Here is a 24,588-nt window from a genome sequence, read left to right on the forward strand (position 1 = left end):
ACGGGCATCGTCGCTGGCGGGAGCGTTGCCGCAAGACCCCGAACGAAGTCATTCCGGTGTGCCATGCTCGAGACGTGAGTAGTGAACCCGCCCTGCCCGCGGAGTCAGCCGGCGCGCCCGACCTGGCGGCACTGACCCGGGTCGTGGCACGTCAGCGTGCGGAGATGGACCGGCTGCAGGATCTGGTCGCCACCTCGGCCGTGCTGGAGCGCGCCAAGGGCGCGGTGATGGCGCGGTCCGGCTGTTCCCCGGAAGACGCGCTCGAGGAGTTGCAGCGACGGGCCGAGGCCGGGCAGCGGACGCTGCTCGAGGAGTGCTGGATCAACCTCGGCTCCCTCTCCGCGCAGCCCCACGCCGCTTCGGAGCCGGCTCCGGCCGAGACACCCGCACGTCGGACCGCGCCTGCGTCGGCCCCCGACGAGATCGACGCCGCCGCCCTCGGCCGCCTGAGCCGGGCCCTCGTCCGGGTCGGCACCCCGCACGATCTCGCCCGGTGCCTGTTGGACCGGCTCGCCCCGGACGTGGGCGCCGACGCCGTGATGATCTTCACGCGGCTGCCCGGCGGTGGGCTGGAACTCACCGGGCACGTCGGCATCGGGGAGGCGCTGGCCGATCAGTGGAGCCGGGTGCCGCCGGTCAGCGGGGTCGCCGCACTGGACGCCCTCGCCGCCGGGCGGCCGCGCTGGCTGGAGGACCTCCGCGAGGACGGCAAGCGGTACCAGCTGATCGGCGACCCGCCCGAGCGCTGGCCGTCACGGGCCTGGCTGCCGGTGGCGACCGGCGAGTCGGCCGACGTCGTGATCGGGATCCTGCGCCGGCGCGAGGGCGTCTTCCCGCCCCAGGTGCGGGAACACCTGTTGGCCGCCGCCCAGTTGTGCGCCGGCCCCCTGCGCATGTTGGGCACCCGCCCGGGCCCGGCCGTCGGCGGCGCCGGGGACGCCGTCCAGACGGTGCTCGACCGGCTGCCCGTCGCCGCGGTGCTCCTCGCCCCGCTGCGCTCCGCGTCGGGGCACGTCGAGGACTTCCGCATCGATGCCGCGACCAGCGTGACGTCCGACGCCGTGGGCCGCAGTGGGCGCGAGCTGGTCGGCCTGCGCTTCCTGGAGTGCTGGCCCGAAGTCCACCACGATCCCTTGTGGGACGGGTGCCTGGAGGTGCTGGCCGGCGAGACGTCGTACGAGAGCGAGCCGTTCGCCCGGCAGCAGATGGTCTCCGGGGTGAGCGAGCTGGCCACCTACTCGGCGCGGGTGGCGCCGCTGGACGACGGGCTGGTCGTCAGCTGGGTCCGCCACGACCCTTCCGACCGGCAGGAACAGCGGCTGGCCGACGTGCAGCGGCTCGGCAACCTCGGCTGGGCCACCTGGAACCTGGACACGGGCGAGGGCAACTGGTCCTCCCAGGTCTTCACCATCCTGGACCGCGATCCCGCGTGGGGCGTCGTCCCGCTGCCCGGGCTGCCCCGGCTCGCGCTGCCCGAGGACGTGCCGACGCTGGCCCGGGCCGTCGGGGAACTGGTGCGGCACGGACAGGCGTGCGACGTGCCCTTCCGGATCGTCACCCGGGACGGCATCCGGCATCTGCGGGTGGTCTGCGAGGCGGTGACGGACCCGCACGGCACGCCCGTCGAGGTGCACGGATTCGTGCAGGACCTCACCGCGCAGCGCAGCGCCGAACTCGCCCTCGTCGCGAGCGAGCGGGCCATGCTCACCCAGCACGGAGCACTCGAGGCCGAGCGCCTGGTGGCCGCCCGGTTGCAGGACGCGCTGCTGCCCCTGCCGAAGCAGCCCGCCGAGCTGGCCGGGCTGCGCGTGGACATCGCCTACCTGCCCGCGCAGTCCGGCCTCAGCGTCGGCGGCGACTGGTTCAGCGCCATCGAACTGCCCGACGGCGACGCCCTGTTCGTGGTGGGTGACGTGGCGGGGCACGGCATGGGGGCGGTGGCCTCGATGGCCCTGCTGCGGTTCACCGCCAAGGGCATGGTCATCACGGGCTCGTCGCTGACCGGGGCACTCAGCCGCCTCAACGCACTCCTGCTGCACTCCCGCGACCCGCACGGCTCGGCGACCATGGTGCTGGCCCGCTACAGCCCGCGCGAACGGCGACTGGAGTGGGCGCAGGCCGGCCACCCGCCGCCCCTGCTGGTGCGGGACGGCAAGGCGCACTACCTGGAGCGCCCCTTCGGAATGCTGCTCGGCGCGAGCGACACCCCGAGCTACGAGGCGGCGGAGTGCCGCCTGGAGCCAGGCGACCGGCTCATGCTCTACACCGACGGCCTGGTCGAACGGCCCACGGAGAGCATCGACCGGGGCCTGGAACGGCTTGCCCGGGCCGCCGCCCACCGCGTCACGGCCGAACAGGCCCCGCTGGAAGGGCTGCTCGGCGCCATGCTCCAACCCGAGGGGCGCGACGACGTGTGCGTGCTCGACATCCGGGTGCCGACGGACACCGAGCGGTAGGCGACCGGCTCAGTCGTCGCGGTGCCGCCAGTACCACAGCGCCCCGACGACGACGGCCGGCGGGAAGACCACGGGCAGCACCGGACCCGGGATGCGGGAGACGTTCATGCGGACGGCTTTCGGCTCGGCGCGTCGAGGTGACGGTCCGGCGCCGACACGCCGTCCCTGGCGACCCGCGACAAGCCGCCACCTCGGCCTGTCTCGGGTGCGTCACCCGGTCAACTGTCCGTGGTGGTACGGGACTCCAGATCGCGGCGGGTGTCGTCGCCGTAGACGCCCGACTCGTCGCCGCGGATGCCGTACCAGAGCTGGAACCGCGCCACGGCCTCGGTGAGAACGGTGCCGTAACGGCCGTCGGTGGGGCCGTTGTCGTACACGTTCGGGATGCGCAGCAGGCGCTTCTGCAGTTCGGTCACCTCGGAGCCGCTGTCTCCTTCCCGCAGGGTGCCGGCTCCGTCGGGGTCGGCGGACGCGGTGTCGGTGGCGGTCGGGGCGGGGGCGGCCGACGGTGGGGGTGTCTGTGCGACGGCCTCGCCGCCCCGTCCCGGCAGCAGGAGCGCACAGGCGAAGCCGACGAGGGCTGCGGCGCACACGCCGACCGTGATGGCGCCGCGGCGCAGGGCCGCACCGGAGTCGGAGCGGTCATGTGCCCGCGCGCGGCCCGTCGCCGCTGGGACCCCGGATCCGCTCCGCCCCCGAGCCGCACCTCTGTCCCTGTCCGTGGCCTTGGCCTTGGGCGTGGCCTTGGGCGTGGCCTTGACAGGGTCACTGCCACTGGCCCTGCCGGGCGCGGATCGGGGGCCGCCCGGTTCGCTCGCCCAGTCCCGGCCGCCGCGAGGCGTCGCCGTGGTCGCCGTGGACGGCGCCAGTGGCGGGAGTTCCTCCGTCTCCGCCTCGCCCGCGGCCGGCCCTGGCGGCAGGGAAATCGCCTCGTAGGCGTCGGTGGCGTCGGTGGCGTCGGCGTCCTGGGTCAGTTCGGCCATCTCGCGGAACAGCTCCGCCAGGGCATCGGTGTTGCGCGGTCGCAGGACCCGGATGGGTTCCAGCACCGGGCGTTCGTGCGGCTGTCCGGATTCGTCCGGTGTCGGCACGCTCGTCTCCCTCCCGTGGTTCCCCCAGGAGAGATACGGGCGCGCGGGCGGCCGGGTTCAGTGAGCGTTTTTCGACCTGAGTCCACTGGTCATGGGGCTGGCGAGGAAGCGGTGCAGGGAGCGGGTCGTCGCGGTGACGAAGGCGTCCCGTCCGGCCTCGTCGAGGGCGTCCAGGGACAGATACGGGTTGAGGTCCTCCAGTTCGACCAGCAGCAGTTCGCCGTCGGGAGCCCGGCAGGCGTCGACGCGCTGGATGCCGTGCGCGAGGCCGTTCCAGTCGACGAAGCGCCGGGCGAACTCCAGGTCCCGCACGGTGGGCCGGTAGGGCCGAAGCTCCCAGCGACGGTCGGGATCGGGTGCGTAGAGCGCGTACTGGAAGTCGTGGTCGACGTAGACGAAGGAGACCTCGTAGGCGAAGTCGACGCACGGCTGGACCAGGACCGAGCCGTCGGCCAGAGCGGGGAGCCCGTCGGGCGGGAGAATCCGCAGGCCTATGGAATCGGCGCCGAGCTTGGGCTTGACGACATACCGGTCGGTGTCGGGCAGTCGGTGCAGATCCTCGGGGCGGTCGACGGTGGGGATCACGGGGTGGCCCGCGGCGCTCAGGTCGAGGAGGTACTGCTTGCCGGCCATGTCGGCGCGGCCGGTCAGCGGGTTGTAGACACGAACGCCGTCCAGGAGCGCGCCTTCCCGGAAGGCCTCGTACTCCTTTCGGTATCCCAGGACCGGGCCACTGTTGCGGACGACGACGCCGTCGAAGGAGTGCATCAGCGCGGCCGCGTCCAGCGGATGGCACAGGGCCAGGTCGAAGTCCGCCCGCAGCCGGGAGGTGAGGAAGACGTCCTCGTCGCAGTAGCGCCGCCCGCGCGCCTGATACGCCAGGTCGGTGACATAGAGCAGACGGGGGCGGGCGGCGGACATGCGGTCTCCTGGTGATCGTCGATCGGCGGTGCGGAAAGGCTACGCCAGGCGATGGGCGGCGAGTCCGGAGCGGGAGGACCACGGTCGGCGGGCCACCCGGTGGGCGGCGGGACTCCCGGTGGGCGGCGGAGCCCCCGGTGGCTGTGGGACTCCTGGTGGGTAGCGGGTGGGCGGGTCGTACGATTACAGGACCGCCGTTTTCCTCCCGAAGGGCTCGTCGACTCCTGTGACCACCGCAACTCTGCTCGACGGCAAGGCCGCCGCGGCCGACATCAAGAGCGAACTCGCCCTCCGAGTCCAGGCGTTGAAGGAGCGCGGCATCAGTCCGGGGCTGGGCACGATCCTCGTCGGCGACGACGCGGGCAGCCGTTCCTACGTGGGCGGCAAGCACCGCGACTGCGCCCAGGTCGGCATCGCCTCGATCCGCGTGGAGCTGCCCGCCGACGCCTCCCAGGCCGACGTGGAGGCCGCCGTGCTGCGGCTGAACGCCGATCCGGCCTGCACCGGGTTCATCGTGCAGCTCCCGCTGCCCGCGCACATCGACACGCATGCCGTGCTGGAGCTGATCGACCCGGTCAAGGACGCCGACGGCCTCCACCCGACGAACCTGGGCCGCCTGGTGCTGGGCATCCCGGGCCCGCTGCCCTGCACCCCGCGCGGCATCATCGACCTGCTGCGGCGCAACCACGTGGAGATCACGGGCCAGCAGTTCTGCGTGATCGGCTGCGGTATCACCGTGGGCAGGCCACTGGGCATGATGCTGACCCGCAGCACCGAGCACGCCACGGTGACCCTGTGCCACGAGGCCACCCAGGACACGGCCGCGCACGCCCGGGAGGCGGACGTGGTGGTGGCCGCGGCCGGAGTGGCCCACCTCGTCAGGCCCGACTGGATCAAGCCGGGTGCGACGGTGCTGTCCGTCGGCCTGACGCGCACGGTCGAGGGCATCCTCGGCGACGTCCACCCCGACGTGAGCGACGTCGCCGGGTCCTTCGCGCCGCCGATCGGCGGGGTCGGCCCGATGACGCGGGCGATGCTGCTGACCAACGTGGTCGAGGCGGCCGAGCGGATGTGACACGGCCCCCGTGCCGGGCACTCAGTTCCCTGACAGGAGGGAACTGAGTGCCATCAGTGCCGCTCGGGTGTTACGTTCGCGTCCATGAGCGCCACTCACAAGGCGGAGGTCAAACCGCCCATGCGCGACGCCCTGGTCGCGGCGGCCTTCCGGCTGTTCCTCGAGCGGGGCTACGAGCAGACCACGATCGACGACATCGTGGCCCTCGCGGGCGTCGGCCGGCGGTCCTTCTTCCGCTACTTCCCCTCCAAGGAGGACGTGGTCTTCCCCGACCACGAGCGGTGCGTGGCCGACATGACGGCCTTCCTCGCCGCGAGCGACGAGGCGCACGAGCCGGTGGGACGCGTCTGTGACGCCGCCCGGCTCGTGCTGTCGATGTACGCCGAGAACCCCTCCTTCTCCGTGCAGCGCTACCGGCTGACCAAGCAGGTGCCCGGGCTGCGCGCCTACGAGCTGTCGGTCGTCTGGCGCTACGAGCGTGCCCTCGCCGAGTACCTCCGGGGCCGTTTCACCGGCCGGCCCGACGGCAACCTGCACGCCGACGTGATCGCGGCCGCGGTGGTCGCCGCCCACAACAACGCGCTGCGCTCCTGGCTGCGTTCGGACGGACAGAGCGACGCGAGCGCGACCGTGGACCACGCGCTGGGGTACGTGCGGTCGGCGTTCGGCGCGGCCGGGGCCGACCCCGCGCCCGCGGCCCGCCCCGCGTTCCGGGCGTTCCCCGCGTCTCCCGCCGACGAGCGCGCGGAGGACGTCGTCGTGGTGGTCTCCCGGCGCGGCGCGCCGCTGTGGCGGGTGGTGCAGGAGATCGAGACGACCCTCGGACGGGATGGAACGACCCCCGGAGGGGACTGAACCTCCTCGGGACCTCCTCGAAACCCCCGAAGATTGCGGGTACGCAGTGCCTTTACGAGTGGCACTGAGTGCCATACGCTGTGGCCGTGCACGGTGGCACGGCGACCGGGCACGTGCGTGCACGGGTGAGCCGAGCACGTGGATTCCGGCCGAGTGCAGGGAGTTGACCCGCGTGTACCACTACTCAGGAAACGCCGTTCAGCAGGCCGCCGGCTCCGCGACGGGCGTCCTCGACCGCGCGAAGACCGACGGCGACACGATCCTCTTCCAGCGCTGCACCTGGTGCGGCACGGCCATGTACCACCGGCTCCTGTGCCCGGTGTGTCAGGGCAGCGACCTGCGCACGGAGCGCAGCGAAGGCACCGGCACGGTCCGCCACGCCACGGTGGTGAACCGCAACACCCCCGCCGCGCGCAATGTGTCCCTGGTCGAGATGGCCGAGGGGTTCGTCGTACGCGGCCGGGTCATGGGCCCGCTCATCGGCATCCACAGCGGCGACCGCGTCCGGCTGTCCACGGTCAAGGACCCGGTGCGGGGCGAGCCCGTCTTCCAGCTCCTCGACGAGCCGTACCGGGCCTGGCACTAGCACTGCGCGGATCGGGCCGAAGCCGGGCCGCCGACGGATCCCCGGTGTCCGGATCCTTGCGCTCCGCCGCCCGCGTTCCCGGTCACACGCAACCCACAGAGGTTCTTTCGCTTCCTTCGGGGCGCGAGGGGCTCCCGGTACGGACGGGGCGCCCGCGCTCCGAGTGTTGAGGAGTGGACCTTGATCCGTGCCCGGCGAATAGGTGTCACCGCCGTGGCCGCGCTCGCGGCCCTGGCGGGAACACCAGGACTGGCACAAGCCCGACAACCGTCCGAGACAAGGCCGTTGACCACGACCGCCGACAGCGGGCTGCCGCAGGGGTGGCAGGTCAGCGGCGAGGGCACCGCACGTGAGCTGGTGTGGCGCTCACCCGCACCCGTGCCTCTCGGCGACGCCCGCGTGGAGTTCCACGCGGGCGACCGACTGCTCGGCGTACCGAGGACGGAGAGGGACGGCCGCACGTTCCGGCTCTCCCTCGACGAGGCCGGCGACACGCCCCTGAAGGACCTGCGGGTACTGGCGAGCGGACGCCGACTGGACGCGTCCACCGACTCCGCCGGCAACTCCGGCGCGGGCGAACGGCGTTCACTCACCGCCGAGCAGCCCCCGGCCCAGGCGCCGGCGCCGGCGCCGGCCAACTCCGTCGACCCGGGCAGGCCGGGCGCGTACCGCACGGTCAGCGGCGAGTACGACCTCGCCCCGGTGAAGTTGCCGGGCTTCGCCCAGCCGGTCGAGATGAAGGCCGTCGTGGTGGCGCCGAAGGGGGCGACCGGCAAGCGGCCGCTCGCGCTGTTCCTGCACGGCCGGCACACCACCTGCTACCAGCCGGGCAGCGACGACTTCGACATCTCCTGGCCCTGCCCGGCAGGTATGAAGTCGATCCCCAGCTACCAGGGCTACCTCGAGGACCAGCGGCTGCTCGCCTCGCAGGGCTATGTCACGGTGTCGATCTCGGCGAACGGCATCAACGGCCAGGACGGCCAGGCCGAGGACGGCGGTGCGCAGGCGCGCTCCTCGCTGGTGCGCCGGCACCTCGCCCAGTGGGCCGACTGGGCCACCCACCCGGGCAAGGCCCCGGCGGGGGTGCCCGACGCGACGAAGGCCGACCTCTCCCGCGTACTCCTCGTCGGCCACTCGCGCGGCGGCGAGGGCGTCAACCGAGCCGCCCTGGACAGCCTGTACCCGCCGCCCGCCGTGCAGGACGGCTACCGGGGCCCGGTCCGCTGGAAAATCCGCGGAACCGTCCTCGTCGGACCGACCATCTTCGGCCAGAATCCGGTCGCGGACGTCCCGTCCGCGACCATCCTGCCCGGCTGCGACGGCGATGTCGCCGATCTCGAGGGCGAGACCTACCTCGACGGGACCCGCGGCATCAGCAAGGGCACCGCCCTGCACAGCGCCGTCTACATGGTCGGCGCCAACCACAACTTCTTCAACACCGAGTGGACGCCGGGCAAGGCCGTGGCGCCCTCCTTCGACGACTTCTGGGAGGACCCGGACGCGCAGCAGCCCGACCCGGTCTGCTCCACCGGCGCTCCCACCCGGCTGACCGCCGACCAGCAGCACCGGGCCGGCGCCACCTACATCGCCGCCGCGGCGCGGCTGTTCGTCGCCGGTGACGACCGGGTGCGCCCGCTGCTCGACGGCACCGGCAGGCGCGCGCCCTCCGCGGACCCGGCCCGCGTCCTGACGCACGCGGTCGGCGCCCGCCGCACGGGCGGCTTCGTACCCGACGGCGGGGTCGAGGTGACCGGCGGCCGGGTGTGCTGGGCGGACCCCGACCCGGCCAGGGCCTGTCTGGGCGCGGACGCCACCGGGAGGTCCCCGCACTTCGGCTGGTGGGATCTGGAGAAGGACTCCGGCAAGAGCGCGGTCGCGCTGAAGTGGTCGGCGCCGGGTACACCGACGAAGATCAGCTCCCGCGCCCCTGTCTCCCTCTCCGGCGCCAAGAGCCTGGCGCTGCGCGTCTTCGTGCCGCCGAACACCACCGGCACCCGGCTGGACGTGTCCGTCACCGACTCGGCCGGCCACCGCGCCCGGCTCGGCCGGGTCTCGGTCGACGGGCTGCCGGGCTCCGACCGCACCGCCTCCTACTGGGCCCGCGAGCTGCGTGTCCCGCTCACCGCCGCCACCCGCGCCGGGCTCGACCTGAGGCACGTCAAGTCCGTTGAGCTGACTCCTCGTTCGGGGTCCGGGCAGGCCTGGTTCATGGACGCCTGGGGCTGGGCCCCGGGCACGCCGGCGGTCGGGGCGGCGGCGTTGCCGCGCGTCGACATCGGCCGGATCACGGCCAAGGAGGGCGACTCCGGCACCCGCACCTACCACGTCCCGGTCCAGGTGTCCGGCCGCGGCAGCGGCCAGGTCCGCTTCTACGTCGTCGACCCCGAGACCGGCGACGCCACGGAGAAGGTGGTCTCGGTCAGGCCCGGCAGCACCCCGATCGACGTGCCGCTCGAGGTGGAGGGCGACACCCGCTTCGGCTACGACGTGACGCGGGACCTCCTCGTGAAGGCCGTGCGCGGCGCGGTCGTCGGCTCCTACCGGGGCGGGGTCACGGTGGAGAACGACGACCCGGCGCCGAAGGTGACCCTGACGCCGGTCAACGACCGGGTGTCCGAGGGCGAGTCGCTGAGCTGGCGGATCACCCTCTCCGAGACCGCCGACGTGAACTTCTGGCAGCCGGTCCGGGTGCTCCCGGTCACCGAGGGCGCCGAGTTGTCCACCAAGGACGTGGACCCGCAGTGGCTGCTGGACTACTCCGGTGACAAACCCGACCCGGAGCGTCCGCTGTCGGAGGCGAACCTGTGGGTCTGGATGAACATCCCGGCCGGGAGCACCACCGTCGACTTCACCGTACCCACGGTGAAGGACCAGGTGGCCGAGCCGGCCGAGTCGATGCGTCTGGCGCTGACCGACGAAGAGGCCGAGCCCCTGCCCGACCGTCCGGTGCTGACGGGGACGGTCGTGGACGGGCCGTAGCCCGCACGCGCTGCCCGAAAGGGGGTCCGGACCGTGCGGTCCGGGCCCCTTTCGCCGCTCACAGCGTGACGCGGATCCCGACGGTCCCGTCCACGCCCCGGCGCAGCCTGCTGCCGAGCAGGGTGAGGCGGCCCAGGACGCCGTACTTGCGGGCGAGCAGGGTGCGGTAGCGGGCGGTGGTCTGCGCGTCGCAGATCTCGGCGGTGGCCGGGACCTGCTCGCCGGTCGGCCTGCCACGTACGTCACAGGGCCCCACGAGCACGTCGCCACGGGCCCGGATCCGCTTCACCTTCCAGGCGTCGGCGACCGACCAGACCCCGAGCGCGTCCCCGTCGCGCACCACCCACACGGGGGTGGGGACCCCGGTCCCGTTCTTGCGATAGCTGGTGATCAGCAGGTACTTCCCCGCGCCCAGCCGGTCGATCGCCTTCTCATCCATGTCCGCAGTCTAGGCAGCGGCTCACGTCACGACCCGGGCAGCCTCGGGTCGTGGTCCGGCCGGACCCGCCGCCCGTACCCGGTGTCGTCGCGCCGCCGCGCCGCCGCACCCCCGAGTCGAGGTGGCGGCGGTTCGGCCGACAGGCGACCCGGCGGCTCAGCGAACGGCGGCCGCCATCCGTCGTACGCCTTCGGTGAGGATCTCCGGCGAGGTGGCCAGGTTCAGCCGGACGTGCCCGGCCCCGCCCGTGCCGAAGGCGAGCCCGGAGCTGAGGGCGACCCGCCCGCGCTCCAGGAAGACCGCGGCCGGATCGGCCCCGAGGCCCAGCGCCCGGCAGTCGAGCCAGGCGAGGTAGGTGGCCTGCGCCGGCAGGTGTGCGACTCCGGGCAGGTGCTCCGCCAGGAGCGCGGCGAGCAGGCGCCGGTTGTCGTCGAGGCCGGCCAGCAGGGAGTCCAGCCACCCGGTGCCCTCGCGCAGGGCGGCGGTGTGCGCGAGCACGCCGACGTGGCTCGGTCCGTGACCCACCTCCTCGGGCAGCAGGGCCAGGTCGGCCGCCGCCTCGGGGCCCGCGACGGCCAGGGCCGCCTTGAGCCCGGCCAGGTTCCACCCCTTGGAGGCCGACATCAGCGACAGGCCGTTCTCCGCGCCGGGGACGGCGAGATAGGGCACGAAGTCGACCCCCGCAGCGGTGAGCGGCGCGTGGATCTCGTCGACGACCACCCGGACGCCGTACCGCCGGGCGAGTCCGGCCACGGCGGCCAGTTCCCGGGCCGTGTGCACGGTGCCGGTCGGGTTGTGCGGGCTGCACAGCAGATGCGCGGCGCGCCCACCGCCGGCGACGGCACGCCGGTACGCGTCCTCCAGAACGGCGAGGTCGAGCCGGCCGTCCGTACCGAGGGGCGCTTCGGCGACCCGCCGGTCCATGTGCTCGACGAACGGGAAGAACGGCGGGTACACGGGCGGGTTGACGACGACCGGATCACCGGGCCCCGTCACCAGCTTCAGCATCTCGACGACGCCCAGCATCACATCGGGCACGATCGCCGTCCGCTCGACCGCGAGCCCGTCCCACCCCCACCGCTCGGCGGCGAACACGCCCAGCGCCTCGGCGTAGGCCGGGCCCGCCGGATAGCCGGTGTCGCCGAGCGCCAGAGCCTTCGTCACCGCGCGGACGACCGGCTCGGCGAGGGCCACGTCCATCTCCGCGACCCACAACGGAAGCACGTCGGCCGGGTAGGTACGCCACTTCATGCTCGTACGACATCGGAGCCGGTCGAGGGTGAGGGCCCGTAAAGGGTTTGGTTCACCATGCGTCTCGTGCGGGATGCTGGTCATGGGGCACAAGATAGGGGGTCGTGGTGTGACCTGGGATCGTGTGGACGGGACAGCCGCGGCGGACGCCGGCGCAATCCCGGAGATCGCCTGCGACGAGTCGGGGTCGGACGGTGAGAACCTCACCGGCGGCAACACGGACGTGTTCGCCCACGCGAGTGTGCTGCTGTCGGCCGAGTCCGCCGCCGGCCACGTACAGGAGATACGGAACCGGATCCGTTCGCCCGCCGAGGAGTACAAGGCGAACCACCTGCTCCGGGAGAAACACCGGGCGGTGCTGGAATGGCTGCTCTCGACATCGGGCCCGCTGTACGGGCACGCCCATGTGCACCTCGTCGAGAAGGCCTTCTTCGTCGTGGACCGGGCCGTCGACCTGCTGCTCGGCGACGCCGGGGCGGCCGTCTCGCTCTTTCGGCAGGGGCGGCGCACCTTCACCGAGGTGGAGTGGAGGAGATTCCTGGAAGCGGCCAACCAACTGCTGTGGGTGCGCCACTACGGCGAACCCGATGCGCCCGTCGAGCACTTCTTCCGCACGCTCGAGGAACTGCGGCGGGGATATCCGGAAACAGCGGCGGCCAGGACGCTCTCCCGGCTGGCACGGGAACGGCAGCGCGCGCTCTCCTACCGGGCCGCGATTCAGGACGGTCCGTTCGTCCTGACCCCGGTCCTCAATCCGCTGCTGCCGTCGATCCTGCACACGGCCGCCCACTGGAGCGACGGCGGACGTCCGGTCCGGCTCGCGCACGACCGGCAGAACATGCTCACCCCGGAGCGGATCGCCTGGATCGAGGGCGCGGCCCGGGTGCGGGGCATCCGCCTCGCCGGGTTCCGGCTCGTCGTCTCGCGGCTCGACGCCCGGGTGCAGCTCGCCGACTTCCTGGCGGGCATCGCCCGCCGGATCGCCTCCGACGAACTCAACGGCCGTGGTGACCCGGCTCTCACCGCGCTGCTGCGCCCCTACACCGGCCCGGCGGCCGTCTGGGGCGACGAGCGGAGCTGGGCGCGGCTGGGACCCGCGACGGAAACGGACGGATGCCCCGCGCAGCTCAACTCCCCCGCTTAGATACGCCTGAGGGCCGCACCGACCATCTCGACGAGGACCTGCGCAACGTCGACGCGCTCCGTGCTCACGCCGGCGCCCGGAGGACGCCGGGGACGGGGCCGAACCGGAGGAGGTCGCGATGTTCAGCGGGGTGGCACGCAGAACCTGAGGTGATCACCCCCGGACTGAACGCTGGAGTGCCCGCGCACGTATGGAGGTGAGGGCACTCAACGACCGGAGTGCTCCGCGGTGTTGAGGCCGTGCGTTCGGGGTTTTCGGGAGCCATGACATGAGGCATGTACGACGACGGACCGTCCGGCGAGTGACGCGGCTGGCGGCCGTCGGCGGGCTCCTCATCGGAGGGGCCATGGTCACGCAGGCCGCCATGGCGAGCGAGCCGCCCGGCACGGCCGCGGGGCCGCGCAGCGCGGCGGAGTCCGTCGTCACGAATCCGGGGGCGGCCCTCGTCAAGAAGTTCGGCACCTCGCGGACGGCGGGCACCTGGCTCGGTTCCGACGGGCGCCCGGTCGTCGCCGTCACCGACGAGGAGACGGCCGACGCCGTCCGGCAGGCGGGCGCCCAGGCGAAGGTCGTTCCGCACAGCATGAACGAGCTGAAGTCGGCCACGACCACACTGCGTTCGGCGCCCAGGGTGCCCGGTACCGCGTGGGTGATGGACTACCGGTCGAACCAGATCGTCGTGCAGGCCGACAGCACCGTGTCGGCCGGCGACTGGTCGCAGCTGACGCGGACGGCCACCGGGATCGGCAGCTTCGTGCGCATGGAGCGCACCACCGGCACGTTCACCACGCGGGTCAACGGCGCCCAGCCGATCCTGTCCACCGGCGGACGCTGTTCGGCCGGCTTCAACGTGACCAACGGATCGAACGACTTCATCCTCACCGCCGGGCACTGCGGGCCCACCGGGTCCACCTGGTTCGCCGACAACCAGGCCAAGCAGCAGGTGGGCCAGACGGTCAACTCCAACTTCCCGGGCGGCGACTTCTCCCTGGTGCAGTACGCGAGCGGCAAGGCCGGCGCCGGAGCCGACGTGGTGGCCATCGGCAACGGCAACGGGGTGCGGATCACGGGCACGGGCGACGCGGCCGTCGGCCAGAAGGTGTTCCGCAGCGGCAGCACCAGCGGGCTGCGCGACGGCGAGGTCACCGGTCTCGACGCGACGGTGAACTATCCGGAGGGCACGGTCAGCGGGCTCATCGAGACGACGGTGTGCGCCGAGCCCGGCGACAGCGGCGGCCCGATGTTCTCCGACGGCATCGCCCTCGGCATCACCTCGGGCGGCAGCGGCGACTGCACCACGGGCGGTACGACGTTCTTCCAGCCGGTGACGAAGGCGCTGGCCCAGCTGGGCGTGCAGCTGATCGTGGCCGCGCCCTCCGACAACTCCGGCGCGAACACGTCGTCCGCCGATCCCGCGCCGTCCGCCTCCTCCACCCAGGCGGGGCTCTCCCCGGGCTCGGTCTCGCCGGGCACGACGACTCCCGTGACAGGTACCGGCGTCAGCGAGACCCTCGCGTCCAAGCTCACCGATCCCAGGAACATCGGCCCCGGTCTGCTGGTCATCGCGGGCAGCATGGTCGCCCTCGTGGCGACCCGGTACTTCCGCGCCGAACAGGACCGCAAGGCCTACCAGCGGTACTACTCGGCGACATGGGGGTGACCTCGGCCGAGCGCCGGCAGCACGGTGGCCGTCGCCGCGCCGGCCGGCCCCGGCGCCTGCCGACCGCTGAGCCGCTCGTGCGGCAGGGCCGGGCCGAGGAGCACGGGCAGGGCGGGGTGGAGCGAGGCGACGACGACCGCCACGACCAGGAGCTCACGACGGGCAAGGGTTCACGCCGGGGGCGGCGCGGCCGCCACGGCGAGCACCAGGCCGCCGATCCGGCCGGGCAGGGTGACGGTCACGAAGCCGGTCCGACGGGGGAGGACGCGGTCGCCGAAGTCGACGAGGCGGTAGAGGACGGCCGGGGCCGGTGCGGGAAGATCACCCATGCGCCAGGGGTGCCCCGGCGCGGGGCGCCGATGCGTCAGGGCCCCGCGGTCGGGTGAGGGTCAGGCCGCTTCGACGGAGGAGGGAGCGGCGGCCCACTCCAGGACGAGCCGCTGGTACTCCTCGCGCTGCTCGACACTCAGTGTCCCGCCCGACCGGCGCCACAGGGCCCGGATCTCCTCGTTGACCTCCGCGGCCGATCGCTCGGAGAGGGATTCAACAGTGGTGGACATGGCGTGAAGCTTACGGCGTCGGAAGTGAAGACCGCGTGAGTCATCACGAACGAAAGGGACATAACGGACGTGTTACTGATCACGTCCATCTGTCAAGCCCCACAGCACAGTTCAGCTCTCCGCCGATCCCAGGACCAGCACCTGGATGGCCAGCACCGCGGCGCCGCGCGCCCAGTCGTGGAAGTCCGACACCTTGGTCTCCAGCGCCACCGGCAGGGCGAGCGGATGCCGGTGGGCCCGGATGGTCGCCTCCACCGTCGCCCCGCCGACGTCCATCAGCCCGACCCCCTCACCGGCGAGCAGCACCTTCTGCGGCATGACGGCGTTGGCGATCTGCGCGACCAGCGTGCCCAGCGCGCGGGCCGCCTCGTCGATGACGCGGGCGGGCATGGGTTCCCCGGCGGCGGCCTGGGCGAGGATCTCCTCGTACGTGTGCTCCCGGCCGGTGGCGGCCTGGACCTGGTAGCGGATGTTGGGGATGGTCAGCAGCGAGACGGCGCTGCCGCGTTCCCCCTCGGGAGTGAGCGGACCGCTGGGGTCGATGATCCAGTGCCGGCCGAAGCCGCCGTCCTCCTCCACGCAGGGCACCCGCCGGCCGGAGAGGACCAGGCCGTAGCCGAAGCCGGCACCGATGGTGAGGACGACGAAGCGGTCGAGGCCGCGTCCCGCGCCGAACCACGTCTCGGCCTCCACCAGGGCGGCGACGTCGTTCTCGAGGACCACGGGCAGTCCCGTGCGCTCCTCGACCAGCGCGGCCAGCGGAATGTCGCGCCACCCCAGGAAGGGTGACTCCCCGACCGTCGTACGGTCCTCGACGCGGCCGCCCACCCCGATGCCGATCCCGGCGAGACCCGGATGGGCGCGGGCCAGTTCGTCGGTCATCTCGCCCAGCAGGCCGACGACCTCCTCGGGGTCGTGCGTGGTGAGCGGGCGGTCGTGACGGGCCACGATCTCGCTGCGCAACGTGGTGACGACTCCGTACACCTTGTCAGCGGTGATCTTGAAGCCGATGAAGGAGCGGGACTGCGCCACCACGTCGAGGGGCTGCGAGGGGCGCCCCTGCCGGGTCTCCACCGCGATGCCCCCGTCGGGCACCTCGACCAGCAGTCCCGACTCGATCAGGGGTTTGGTCAGCCGGGTGAGGCTGCCCGCGGAGAGGTTGAGCCGCCGCGCGAGGTCGGAGCGCGAGAGCGGGCCGTGGACGAGCACCTCGATCGCGACCGAGCGCTCCCCCGGGCTCAGCGGTAGCCAGCTGGCGGTACCTGTGGTCATGAGGGTCAGACTCCCACACGGTTTCTTTTGCCTTGAAAGTATCCAGGTCACTATATGAGCCACTCGGCCCGCTGGAAAAGATGTTCGCCAACCCCTTGACGTTGGATTCTTTCGGCTCAAAAGTAAGTGGCCGAGAGCGAGCCACCGCAGACGAGGGAGTCTCCCGATGACCATCGCCTCCAGCAGTCCTCCGTCACCGCTGCCACTGGGCAGCGCCGAGGGGGCTGCGACCAAGCCGAGGACGGACCGGCCGACGGCGGGCGAGAGCCGGGGTGACGGGCGGCTCGCCGCGGTGTTCATCGCGCCGGCCCTGCTGGGATTCGTGGTCTTCCTGCTCTGGCCGACGCTGCGGGGCATCTATCTGAGCTTCACCCGCTTCAACCTGCTCACGCCGGCCGAGTGGGTGGGCCTCGACAACTACGTGCGCATGGTGCACGACCCGATCTTCTGGAACTCCCTCGAGGTCACGGTCGCGTACGTGGTCATCAACATCGGGGTGCAGACGGTCTCGGCGCTGGCGATCGCCGTCCTGCTCCAGCGGCTGACGCAGTCGGCGGTGCTGCGCGGGATCGTGCTCACGCCGTATCTGATGTCGAACGTGGTCGCGGGCATCGTCTGGCTGTGGATCCTGGACACCCAGCTCGGGATCGGCAACGAGATCATCGCGGCGCTGGGCTTCGACCGCATCCCGTTCCTGGCGGACGAGACCTGGGCGATTCCCACGATCGCCCTGATCAACGTGTGGCGGCACGTCGGCTACACCGCGCTGCTGCTGTTCGCAGGCCTCCAGGCCATTCCGAACGACATGTACGAGGCCGCGAAGGTGGACGGCGCGAGCGAGTGGCGGATGTTCTGGCGGATCACGATGCCGCTGCTGCGTCCGGTCCTGGCGGTCGTGCTGATCATGACCGTGATCGGTTCGTTCCAGGTCTTCGACACGGTCGCCGTGACGACCAGGGGCGGCCCGGCGGACGCCACCAACGTGCTCCAGTACTACATCTACGGCGCCGCCTTCGCCCGCTTCCAGTTCGGCTACGCCTCCGCGATGTCGGTGGCCCTGCTCGTCGTGCTCAGCGCGATCACCTTCGTCCAGTACCGGCTCACCCGAGCCGGTCAGACCGACCTCGGCTGAACGGGAGGAGTCGACATGGCTGCTGTGACCACCCCGACGACCGGGGCGACCCGGGCGACACACGTACGACCCCTCAGGCGCCGGCCCACCCCCGGGCGGATCGTGGCCTGGGCGGTGCTGGCCGTGATCATGCTCATCACCCTGCTGCCGTTCTACTGGATCCTGCGCACCGCGCTGTCCACCAACTCCGGACTCGCCGCGAGCCCCGGCGATCCGCTGCCGGTCGGTCTGACCTCGGGCGGCTTCGAGCGGGCGCTCGGCCTCCAGTCGACCAAGGAGGCGATCGCGCAGGGCGGCGCGGGCGGCGGACTGAAGTTCTGGCGGTATCTGCTCAATTCGGTCATCGTCTCCACCCTCGTCACCGTCTGCCAGATCTTCTTCTCCGCCATGGCCGCGTACGCCTTCGCCCGGCTGCGCTGGCGCGGCCGGGACAAGGTGTTCGCCCTGTTCCTCGCCGGTCTGATGGTGCCGACCATCTTCACCCTGCTGCCGAACTTCGTGCTCATCAAGGAACTCGGCCTGGTGGACTCCCTGCTGGGGATCGCCCTGCCGACGATGTTCATGACGCCGTTCGCGGTGTTCTTCCTGCGCCAGTTCTTCATGAACATACCGAGGGAGGTCGAGGAAGCGGCGCTGCTCGACGGCGCCGGGAAGGTGCGGATCTTCTTCCGGGTGCTGCTGCCGATGGCGTCCACGCCGGTCCTGACCCTGGCCGTGCTGACGTACATCACCTCCTGGAACGACTACTTCTGGCCGCTGATGGTCTCCTACGGCGACGGCTCGCGCGTGCTCACCGTGGCCCTGGCCATCTTCCGGGCGCAGACCCCGCAGACCGGCACCGACTGGTCGGGCCTGATGGCGGCCACGCTCATCGCGGCCCTGCCCATGCTCGTGCTCTTCGGGTTCTTCGCGCGCCGCATCGTCAGCTCCATCAGCTTCACCGGCATCAAGTAAGGGGACGGACATGCGGATACGGATGCGTACGGTCACCGCACTGGCCGGGGTGCTCGGGCTGTCCCTGGTGAGCGGTTGCGCCCAGGGCGGCGCCGGCTCGTCGGCGCACACGGTGACGTACTGGCTGTGGGACGCCAACCAGCAGCCCGCCTACGAGGCGTGCGCGAAGGACTTCGAGGAGCAGAACCCCGGGCTGCGGGTGAAGATCACCCAGTTGGGCTGGGACGACTACTGGACCAAGCTGACCGCGAGCTTCATCGCGGGCACCGAGCCGGACGTGTTCACCGACCACATCCAGAAGTTCGGCCAGTTCGCCGACCTGAAGGTGCTGGAACCGCTCGACGACCTGGGCGTCGACGACGCCGCCTACCAGTCGGGGCTCGGCGCCAACTGGATGGGCCAGGACGGCCACCGCTACGGCGCCCCGAAGGACTGGGACACCGTCGCCCTCTTCTACAACCGGAAGATGGCGAAGGACGCGGGCCTCACCCCCGAGCAACTGGGCGGCCTGTCCTGGAACCCGAAGGACGGCGGCACCTTCGAGAAGGCCATCGCCCACCTCACCGTCGACAGCAAGGGCAGGCGGGGCGACGAGCCGGGCTTCGACAAGAACCACGTCAAGGTGTACGGCCTCGCCACCAACGGCGGCGGGGACGGCGACGGCCAGACCCAGTGGAGCACCTTCACCGCCTCCGCGGGCTGGACCTACACGGACCAGAAGCGATGGGGCACGAAGTACCAGTACGACAGCGGGACCTTCCAGTCGGTCGTCAAGTGGTACTTCGGGCTGGCGAAGAAGGGCTACATGGTGCCCTTCACCGATTACAACTCCCAGTCCAACCAGGCCAACACCCAGGTGGCCGCGGGCAAGGCGGCCGCCTCCTTCGACGGCGCGTGGATGATCTCCTCGTACGACGGTTTCAAGGGCATGGACATCGACACCGCCGTCACGCCGGCCGGCCCGACCGGCGAGCGGGCCACGATGATGAACGGACTGGCCGACTCGGTCACCAAGAACGCCCCGAACAAGGCGGGCGCGAAGAAGTGGGTCGCGTACCTGGCGTCGAACGAGTGCCAGAAGACGGTGGGCGGTTACGGGATCGTCTTCCCGGCGACGCCCGACGGCACGAAGGCCGCGGTGGCCGCGTACCGGAAGAAGGGCATCGACGTCAGCGCGTTCACCCGACCGGTCGCCGACAAGAAGAACTTCGCGACCTTCTCCTACCCGATCACCAACTACGCGGCCGACGTGTACGCGCTGATGCACCCGGCCATGCAGGACATCTTCGGCAACGGCAAGCCCGTGAGCAGCCTGGACCGGACCAACAGCCAGATCAACCTGATTCTCGACCAGTGAAGGGCACGCCACCCATGACGTTCTCCCTCGGCATCGTCGGTGCCGGACAGTTCTCGGGCCAGTTCGCCAAGCTGTTCCTCGCCCACCCCGGCGTCGGTGACGTCTACGTCACCGATCTGCTGCCCGAACGTGCCGAGCGGCTCGCCGCCGAGGTGGGCCTGACGGGCACGTTCCCCTCGTACGAGGCGATGCTGGAGTCGGAGGCGGTCGACGCGGTCGCCGTCTTCACCCAGCGCTGGACGCACGGCCCGCTGGTTCTCCAGGGCCTCGAGGCCGGCAAGCACGTGTACTCCGCCGTCCCCATGGCGATCACCACGGAGGAGATCGCGGCGATCATCGACGCCGTCAGGTCGACGGGGCTGACGTACATGATGGGCGAGACCAGCCAGTACAACCCGGCTACCGTGCACGCCCGCAACCAGATCGCGGAGGGCGCCTTCGGGCGGCTCTTCTACGCGGAGGGCGACTACGTCCACGACATGGACCTGGGCTTCTACGAGGCCTACCAGTACAGCGGCGGCGATAACTGGAAGGCGACCGCCAGCTATCCCCCGCTGCTGTACCCGACGCACTCGGTGGGCGGCGTGCTGGGCGCCTGGCGGACGCACGCGGTGAGCGTGTCGGCGATCGGTGTCGTCGACGGGCGGGGGGACGGTGTCTTCGACAAGGAGGTCAGCCAGTTCGGCAACGACTTCTCCAACGCCACCGCACTGTTCGAGGTGGCGGGCGGTGGTTCGTTCCGCACCAACGAGTTCCGGCGGGTGGGATACCCGTCCCACATCCGCGAGTCCCGGTTCCGCTTCTTCGGTACCGAGGCGAGCATGGAACAGCTCGCGACGGTGGCGCTGTGGCAGGACAAGAACGGCGTGAAGGACATCAGCGAGCTGCTCGAACCCAAGCCCACCCTGTCCCCCGACGACCCGTCGCTCCAGCACATCGCGCCCGAGCTGCGGGCCGCCTTCACCTCGGGTTCGGCGCCCGTGCACGACCGTGCGCGGCTGCCTCGGGAGTTCGACGACCTGCACAACGGGCACGAGGGCAGCCACCACTTCCTGGTGGACGACTTCGTGACCGCGGTCGGCACCCGCACGCTGCCGGCCGTGAACGCCTGGGTCGCGGCCCGCTACACGCTGCCGGGCATCGTCGCGCACGAGTCCGCACGGCAGGGCGGGACCAGGCTGGAGATACCGGACTTCGGGGACGCACCCGAGGCATGACGCCCGGGGAAGCCGGGCGCCCGCGCCGCCTCGATGACCCGAGCGGCTCAGGTGCCCGGCTTGCGGCCGTACACGAAGACGTCGTCGCCGTTCTTCAGCAGCGACCAGTACTTCTTGGCCGTCGTCGTGGTCATGTTGACGCAGCCGTGCGAGCCCGGCGGGTTCCACATGCTGAGACCGACCGAGTGGAAGGCCTGGCCGCCGTCGAAGAACTGGCTGTAGGGCATCGGCACGTTGTAGATGCTCGACACGTGGTCGATGTGGCGCCAGTAGATCTTCTTCAGACCGGTGCGGGTCTCGTACCCGTTGCGGCCGGTGCGGACCGGGACGGGCCCGTAGACCAGCCTGCTGCCGTCCTGGATCCAGCTGAGCTGGAGGGTGAGGTTGACGCAGGCGATGCGGCCCTTGTTGGTCGGGCACGTGCCGGCCTTGTTGGGCTTGTTGCCCACCGCCTTCTGCTTGTTCATGAGGTCCATCACGCCCCAGGTGACGGGCCCGGCGTAGCCGATGTTCGGGGTGATGCCGTGCTTGTTCTGGAAGGCCCGGATCGCCTTGCAGTCGGTGGCCGACTGCTTGCCGTCGACCGGCCGGCCGAGGAACTTCTCCACCTGCTTCTGGTACGGCCCGGCCTGCGTCGTACAGCTCGCGGCCTGCGCCGGTGCCGCGCCCAGCGCCAGCGTCAACGGCGCGACGAGGCCGGTGAGCCCCAGCACGACGGCCCCTCGTCTGCGTATGTCCCCCATGGCTGCCCTCTCCCTGGCACAAGTGTGGCGATCTCTTCCTCCTAGACAGCTGTCCCCGCGTCTCGGTTGTAGGCCGAGCCGAGCTGTGACATAACGGTGAACTTCCCGACCGTTACGTCTGTTCTGTCCGTTCTGGAGGGATGGTGCGCGCGGGCGTCCGGTCCAGTTCCACCCGATTGGATCGGGCGCCGAGCCGTACACCCGTCCTAAGTTCCCCCTATGCATCGCATCCTCGCCGACGATCTCTCCCGGCTTCCCGAGCTCCTGCAGTCCGCCCGTGACTTCGCCGCCGGTGAGGTGACCGGACTGGCCGAGCGGCCGGTGGTCCGCCTCGACCGGGCGCCCGACCGGGCGGCCCTGCCCGACGAGGGCTCCGGGGCCGAGGGCGCTCTCGCGCGGTTCGCCGAGCACTGGGCGCCGGGCTTCTCCGGCTCGGCCGGGCCGCGCTACCTCGGCTTCGTCACGGGCGGGGCGACGCCCGCGTCGGTCGCCGGAGACTGGCTGACCGGCGCGTACGACCAGAACGTCTCCGGGGCGGGCGGCTCGTGGGCGGCGGCGCTGGAGCGGGAGACGGTGGCCTGGTCGCGTGACCTGTTCGGGCTGGGCGAGGAGCACAGCGGGGCGTTCGTGACCGGCGCGACCGTTTCCAACACCGTCGGTCTCGCCGTCGCCCGTGAGTGGCTGGGGGAACGGCTGGGGGTGGACGTGTCCCGGGAGGGCGCGGCCGCGCTGGGACCCGTGGAGGTGCTCTCGGGCAGCCCGCACTCCAGTGTCGCCAAGGCGCTGTCGGTGCTGGGCATCGGCCGGGACCGGCTGCGGCAGGTGCCCGTGCTGCCGGGCGGCCGGGAGGCCGTCGACGTCGTCGCGCTCGAGTCGGCGCTGGCCGAGCTGGACGGGCGGCCGGCGGTCGTCGTGGCCAACGCGGGCACGGTCAACACCGTCGACTTCGACGATCTGCGGGCGATCGCGGCCCTGAAGGAGCGGTACGACTTCTGGCTGCACGTGGACGCGGCGTTCGGCGGTTTCGCCGCCCTCTCCCCCGCGTACGCGCACCTCGTCGACGGGCTCGACGCGGCCGACTCGGTCTGTGTGGACCTGCACAAGTGGCTCAACGTGCCCTATGACGCGGCCGTCCAGTTCACCCGCCGCCGTGACCTCCAGGTGCGGGTCTTCCACAACGCCTCGCCGTACCTCGGGCTGCCCGCCGGCGAGCCCGACTTCGTCCATCTCACTCCGGAGAACTCCCGGCGGCTGCGCGCGCTGCCGGCGTGGTTCTCGCTGGTGGCCTACGGGCGGGCCGGGCACCGCGAGATCGTCGAGCGGAACGTGGACCTCGCCGTCCGGCTCGGCGAGGGTGTCGCCGCGCTGGAGGGGCTGCGGTTGCTTGCCCCGGTGCGGCTGAACGTCGTCTGCTTCACCCTCGCCGCCGACCCGACGCAGGCGCGAGTCGGCGCGCTGGCCGACGCCGTGGCCGCGTCCGGGGAGGCGTTCCTGACGCCGACGGTGTACGGCGGGGTGCCGGCGCTGCGGGCCGCGTTCAGCAACTGGCGCACGACACGGGCGGACGGGGAGCGGGTGCTTCGGGCGCTCACTTCGGCACTCTCGGGCTGAGCGGCACCGCCCCCCGCTGCCGCGGGAGTTCACGGCGGGTGCGGACCGGCGAGAGGAAGACGGGCAGGAAGTTCGCCGACAGCAGCACGGCGCCCACCCACAGGGTGACCCGTACTCCGGCGAGTTCGCCGATCAGGCCGGAGACGGCGGCGCCCACGGCCAGCGCCCCGGTCAGGATGAAACGGAAGGTGGCGTTCATACGGCCCAGCAGGGCGTCGGGGGTCATCCGCTGACGCAGGCTCACGCCGAGGACGTTGTCCACGCCGGTCTTGAGCAGGGTCAGCACCCAGGCCGCCCCGGCGATCCACAGCCAGGGCCCCCGGTCGATCAGGGGCACGAGCAGCGCCGCGGGTGCCAGGACCGCTCCGGTGAGGCCGAGCGCACGGCCGTGCCCGAGGCGTCCGGCCAGCCGGCGGGCACACCAGGCGCCGAGCAGCAGACCGAGCCCGCCCGCCGCCCAGAACAGCCCCAACGCGCCCGCCGACAGGCGCAGTTCGCGGACGAACAGGATCGGCAGCATGGTGGTGACGATCTGCGAGCCGAAGTTGCTGAGGGCGGCGGTGAGCGCGAGCGCGCGCAGTTCCCGGTCGCCGAGGACATGCCGTACGCCCTCCGCGATCTGGGCGCCCAGCCGGGCCCCGGGTGCCGGGCGGGGCGCGTCGTCGCCCCGCCCGAGTGCCAGGAGCCGGAGCGCGGAGACGAGGTAGGCGCCCGCCGCGCAGAGCACGGCCACGGGCGCGGTGAGCAGTTGGACGAGTCCGCCGCCCGCCCCGCGTCCCGCGATGCCGCCCACGGCCTGGAGGCTCACGACGGCCGTGTTGGCCCGCACCAGGGCGGCGCGGCCGACCACATGGGGCAGCGCGCTCTGCGAGCCGACGTCGAAGAACACGGTCGCGCACCCGTTGAGCAGGACCACCGCGTACAGGTGGACCAGGGTGAGCGCGTCGGCCTGCCAGGCGACGGGTACGGACGAGAACAGCACGGCCCGCGACAGGTCCGCGAGGATCAGGATGCGGCGGTGCCGCATCCGGTCCACCCAGACCCCGGCCGGCAGGCCGATGAACAGGAACGCGACCGTGCTCAGCGTGGCCAGCGCACCGACCTGTCCGGGGCTCGCGTCGAGCGCGGTCACGGCGACGAGAGGCACGGCGACGTAGCTCACGTTCGTGCCGAGCTGGCTCAGCGCGGTGGCCGAGAACAGGACGCGGAAGTCGCGGACGCGCCAGGGTGAGGCGGTCGGCTGTGAGGGGGTGTGCACGGTTGCACGCTGCCCGACGTCCTCCCG

General features: G+C 71.8%; 22 protein-coding genes. 12 read left to right on the plus strand and 10 right to left on the minus strand.

Annotation, left to right across the window (positions count from 1 at the left end; genetic code table 11):
- The first annotated feature begins 74 nt into the window (after positions 1–74).
- The gene (locus tag ACIPFH_RS13825) at positions 75–2,456 is read left to right on the plus strand and encodes a SpoIIE family protein phosphatase (protein WP_401826046.1); all 2,382 of its coding nucleotides are present in this window, start codon (positions 75–77) and stop codon (positions 2,454–2,456) included.
- 218 nt (positions 2,457–2,674) lie between these two features.
- Here the strand turns inward: ACIPFH_RS13825 and ACIPFH_RS13830 are convergent, their stop codons facing one another.
- Together ACIPFH_RS13830 and ACIPFH_RS13835 are read right to left on the minus strand one after the other, a co-directional pair.
- On the minus strand, positions 2,675–3,547 hold the full coding sequence (locus ACIPFH_RS13830; protein ID WP_401826048.1) for a peptidoglycan-binding protein: 873 nt from the start codon (positions 3,545–3,547) through the stop codon (positions 2,675–2,677).
- A gap of 57 nt (positions 3,548–3,604) precedes the next feature.
- On the minus strand, positions 3,605–4,468 hold the full coding sequence (locus ACIPFH_RS13835; RefSeq protein ID WP_401826049.1) for a hypothetical protein: 864 nt from the start codon (positions 4,466–4,468) through the stop codon (positions 3,605–3,607).
- A 226-nt stretch (positions 4,469–4,694) separates the two neighbouring features.
- Between ACIPFH_RS13835 and ACIPFH_RS13840 the strand changes: the two genes are divergently transcribed.
- The 4 genes from ACIPFH_RS13840 (at position 4,695) to ACIPFH_RS13855 (ending at position 9,963) form a co-directional block, all read left to right on the plus strand.
- Positions 4,695–5,543 carry a bifunctional methylenetetrahydrofolate dehydrogenase/methenyltetrahydrofolate cyclohydrolase gene (locus ACIPFH_RS13840; RefSeq protein ID WP_356264141.1) on the plus strand — a complete coding sequence of 283 codons (849 nt, stop codon included), beginning with the start codon at positions 4,695–4,697 and terminating at the stop codon, positions 5,541–5,543.
- 120 nt (positions 5,544–5,663) lie between these two features.
- Positions 5,664–6,398, plus strand: a complete 735-nt coding sequence (locus ACIPFH_RS13845; RefSeq protein WP_401826863.1) for a TetR family transcriptional regulator — start codon at positions 5,664–5,666, stop codon at positions 6,396–6,398.
- A 172-nt stretch (positions 6,399–6,570) separates the two neighbouring features.
- Positions 6,571–6,984, plus strand: a complete 414-nt coding sequence (locus ACIPFH_RS13850; RefSeq protein WP_359119507.1) for a zinc ribbon domain-containing protein — start codon at positions 6,571–6,573, stop codon at positions 6,982–6,984.
- Positions 6,985–7,164: 180 nt separating this feature from the next.
- The gene (locus tag ACIPFH_RS13855; protein ID WP_401826052.1) at positions 7,165–9,963 is read left to right on the plus strand and encodes a hypothetical protein; all 2,799 of its coding nucleotides are present in this window, start codon (positions 7,165–7,167) and stop codon (positions 9,961–9,963) included.
- A 58-nt stretch (positions 9,964–10,021) separates the two neighbouring features.
- Here ACIPFH_RS13855 and ACIPFH_RS13860 read toward each other — a convergent pair whose 3' ends face one another.
- The gene (locus ACIPFH_RS13860) at positions 10,022–10,402 is read right to left on the minus strand and encodes a PPOX class F420-dependent oxidoreductase (RefSeq protein WP_401826054.1); all 381 of its coding nucleotides are present in this window, start codon (positions 10,400–10,402) and stop codon (positions 10,022–10,024) included.
- Between the two features lie 156 nt (positions 10,403–10,558).
- Positions 10,559–11,737 (minus strand): MalY/PatB family protein, encoded by a 1,179-nt coding sequence (locus ACIPFH_RS13865; RefSeq protein ID WP_401826056.1) that lies wholly within the window; start codon positions 11,735–11,737, stop codon positions 10,559–10,561.
- Between the two features lie 25 nt (positions 11,738–11,762).
- Here ACIPFH_RS13865 and ACIPFH_RS13870 point away from each other — a divergent pair, with 25 nt between their 5' ends.
- Positions 11,763–12,797, plus strand: a complete 1,035-nt coding sequence (locus ACIPFH_RS13870; protein ID WP_401826057.1) for a hypothetical protein — start codon at positions 11,763–11,765, stop codon at positions 12,795–12,797.
- 268 nt (positions 12,798–13,065) lie between these two features.
- Positions 13,066–14,457, plus strand: a complete 1,392-nt coding sequence (locus ACIPFH_RS13875; protein WP_401826060.1) for a S1 family peptidase — start codon at positions 13,066–13,068, stop codon at positions 14,455–14,457.
- Here the strand turns inward: ACIPFH_RS13875 and ACIPFH_RS13880 are convergent.
- From ACIPFH_RS13880 to ACIPFH_RS13895, 4 genes are all read right to left on the minus strand, one after another.
- Positions 14,436–14,600, minus strand: a complete 165-nt coding sequence (locus ACIPFH_RS13880; RefSeq protein WP_401826062.1) for a hypothetical protein — start codon at positions 14,598–14,600, stop codon at positions 14,436–14,438. The two genes, ACIPFH_RS13875 and ACIPFH_RS13880, sit on opposite strands and share 22 nt — an antisense overlap.
- Positions 14,601–14,627: 27 nt before the next feature.
- On the minus strand, positions 14,628–14,786 hold the full coding sequence (locus ACIPFH_RS13885) for a hypothetical protein (RefSeq protein ID WP_401826064.1): 159 nt from the start codon (positions 14,784–14,786) through the stop codon (positions 14,628–14,630).
- A 60-nt stretch (positions 14,787–14,846) separates the two neighbouring features.
- Entirely contained in the window at positions 14,847–15,017 is a 171-nt protein-coding gene (locus tag ACIPFH_RS13890) for a hypothetical protein (protein WP_356261201.1), read from the minus strand.
- Between the two features lie 111 nt (positions 15,018–15,128).
- Positions 15,129–16,289, minus strand: coding sequence for an ROK family protein (locus ACIPFH_RS13895; RefSeq protein ID WP_401826066.1), 1,161 nt, complete (start codon positions 16,287–16,289; stop codon positions 15,129–15,131).
- A 166-nt stretch (positions 16,290–16,455) separates the two neighbouring features.
- Here ACIPFH_RS13895 and ACIPFH_RS13900 point away from each other — a divergent pair, with 166 nt between their 5' ends.
- From ACIPFH_RS13900 to ACIPFH_RS13915, 4 genes are read left to right on the plus strand one after another with little or no spacing between them, the layout of a single operon-like run.
- Positions 16,456–17,421, plus strand: a complete 966-nt coding sequence (locus ACIPFH_RS13900) for a sugar ABC transporter permease (protein WP_356261207.1) — start codon at positions 16,456–16,458, stop codon at positions 17,419–17,421.
- Positions 17,422–17,436: 15 nt separating this feature from the next.
- The gene (locus ACIPFH_RS13905; protein ID WP_401826069.1) at positions 17,437–18,375 is read left to right on the plus strand and encodes a carbohydrate ABC transporter permease; all 939 of its coding nucleotides are present in this window, start codon (positions 17,437–17,439) and stop codon (positions 18,373–18,375) included.
- A gap of 10 nt (positions 18,376–18,385) precedes the next feature.
- Complete coding sequence (locus ACIPFH_RS13910; RefSeq protein ID WP_401826071.1) at positions 18,386–19,732, plus strand: ABC transporter substrate-binding protein; 1,347 nt, start codon at positions 18,386–18,388, stop codon at positions 19,730–19,732.
- A gap of 14 nt (positions 19,733–19,746) precedes the next feature.
- Entirely contained in the window at positions 19,747–20,949 is a 1,203-nt protein-coding gene (locus ACIPFH_RS13915) for a Gfo/Idh/MocA family protein (RefSeq protein ID WP_401826074.1), read from the plus strand.
- A gap of 47 nt (positions 20,950–20,996) precedes the next feature.
- Here ACIPFH_RS13915 and ACIPFH_RS13920 read toward each other — a convergent pair whose 3' ends face one another.
- Positions 20,997–21,692, minus strand: a complete 696-nt coding sequence (locus ACIPFH_RS13920; RefSeq protein WP_401826077.1) for a L,D-transpeptidase family protein — start codon at positions 21,690–21,692, stop codon at positions 20,997–20,999.
- Positions 21,693–21,911: 219 nt separating this feature from the next.
- Here ACIPFH_RS13920 and ACIPFH_RS13925 point away from each other — a divergent pair, with 219 nt between their 5' ends.
- On the plus strand, positions 21,912–23,303 hold the full coding sequence (locus tag ACIPFH_RS13925) for a pyridoxal phosphate-dependent decarboxylase family protein (protein WP_401826078.1): 1,392 nt from the start codon (positions 21,912–21,914) through the stop codon (positions 23,301–23,303).
- Here the strand turns inward: ACIPFH_RS13925 and ACIPFH_RS13930 are convergent.
- Positions 23,281–24,561: an MFS transporter gene (locus tag ACIPFH_RS13930; RefSeq protein ID WP_401826080.1), complete on the minus strand. Its 1,281-nt coding sequence runs from the start codon at positions 24,559–24,561 to the stop codon at positions 23,281–23,283. The genes ACIPFH_RS13925 and ACIPFH_RS13930 overlap by 23 nt on opposite strands.
- Positions 24,562–24,588: the final 27 nt, after the last annotated feature.

It is taken from the genome of Streptomyces sp. NPDC088157 (assembly GCF_044741545.1).
Classification (GTDB): domain Bacteria; phylum Actinomycetota; class Actinomycetes; order Streptomycetales; family Streptomycetaceae; genus Streptomyces.

Coding starts and splice junctions, on each gene's coding strand:
- ACIPFH_RS13835 (WP_401826049.1), bottom strand. CDS start 4,468: ATGTCCGCCGCCCGCCCCCGTCTGCTCTATGTCACCGACCTGGCGTAT.
- ACIPFH_RS13845 (WP_401826863.1), top strand. CDS start 5,664: ATGCGCGACGCCCTGGTCGCGGCGGCCTTCCGGCTGTTCCTCGAGCGG.
- ACIPFH_RS13860 (WP_401826054.1), bottom strand. CDS start 10,402: ATGGATGAGAAGGCGATCGACCGGCTGGGCGCGGGGAAGTACCTGCTG.
- ACIPFH_RS13865 (WP_401826056.1), bottom strand. CDS start 11,737: ATGACCAGCATCCCGCACGAGACGCATGGTGAACCAAACCCTTTACGG.
- ACIPFH_RS13875 (WP_401826060.1), top strand. CDS start 13,066: ATGAGGCATGTACGACGACGGACCGTCCGGCGAGTGACGCGGCTGGCG.
- ACIPFH_RS13885 (WP_401826064.1), bottom strand. CDS start 14,786: ATGGGTGATCTTCCCGCACCGGCCCCGGCCGTCCTCTACCGCCTCGTC.
- ACIPFH_RS13890 (WP_356261201.1), bottom strand. CDS start 15,017: ATGTCCACCACTGTTGAATCCCTCTCCGAGCGATCGGCCGCGGAGGTC.
- ACIPFH_RS13895 (WP_401826066.1), bottom strand. CDS start 16,289: ATGACCACAGGTACCGCCAGCTGGCTACCGCTGAGCCCGGGGGAGCGC.
- ACIPFH_RS13900 (WP_356261207.1), top strand. CDS start 16,456: ATGACCATCGCCTCCAGCAGTCCTCCGTCACCGCTGCCACTGGGCAGC.
- ACIPFH_RS13905 (WP_401826069.1), top strand. CDS start 17,437: ATGGCTGCTGTGACCACCCCGACGACCGGGGCGACCCGGGCGACACAC.
- ACIPFH_RS13910 (WP_401826071.1), top strand. CDS start 18,386: ATGCGGATACGGATGCGTACGGTCACCGCACTGGCCGGGGTGCTCGGG.
- ACIPFH_RS13915 (WP_401826074.1), top strand. CDS start 19,747: ATGACGTTCTCCCTCGGCATCGTCGGTGCCGGACAGTTCTCGGGCCAG.
- ACIPFH_RS13920 (WP_401826077.1), bottom strand. CDS start 21,692: ATGGGGGACATACGCAGACGAGGGGCCGTCGTGCTGGGGCTCACCGGC.
- ACIPFH_RS13925 (WP_401826078.1), top strand. CDS start 21,912: ATGCATCGCATCCTCGCCGACGATCTCTCCCGGCTTCCCGAGCTCCTG.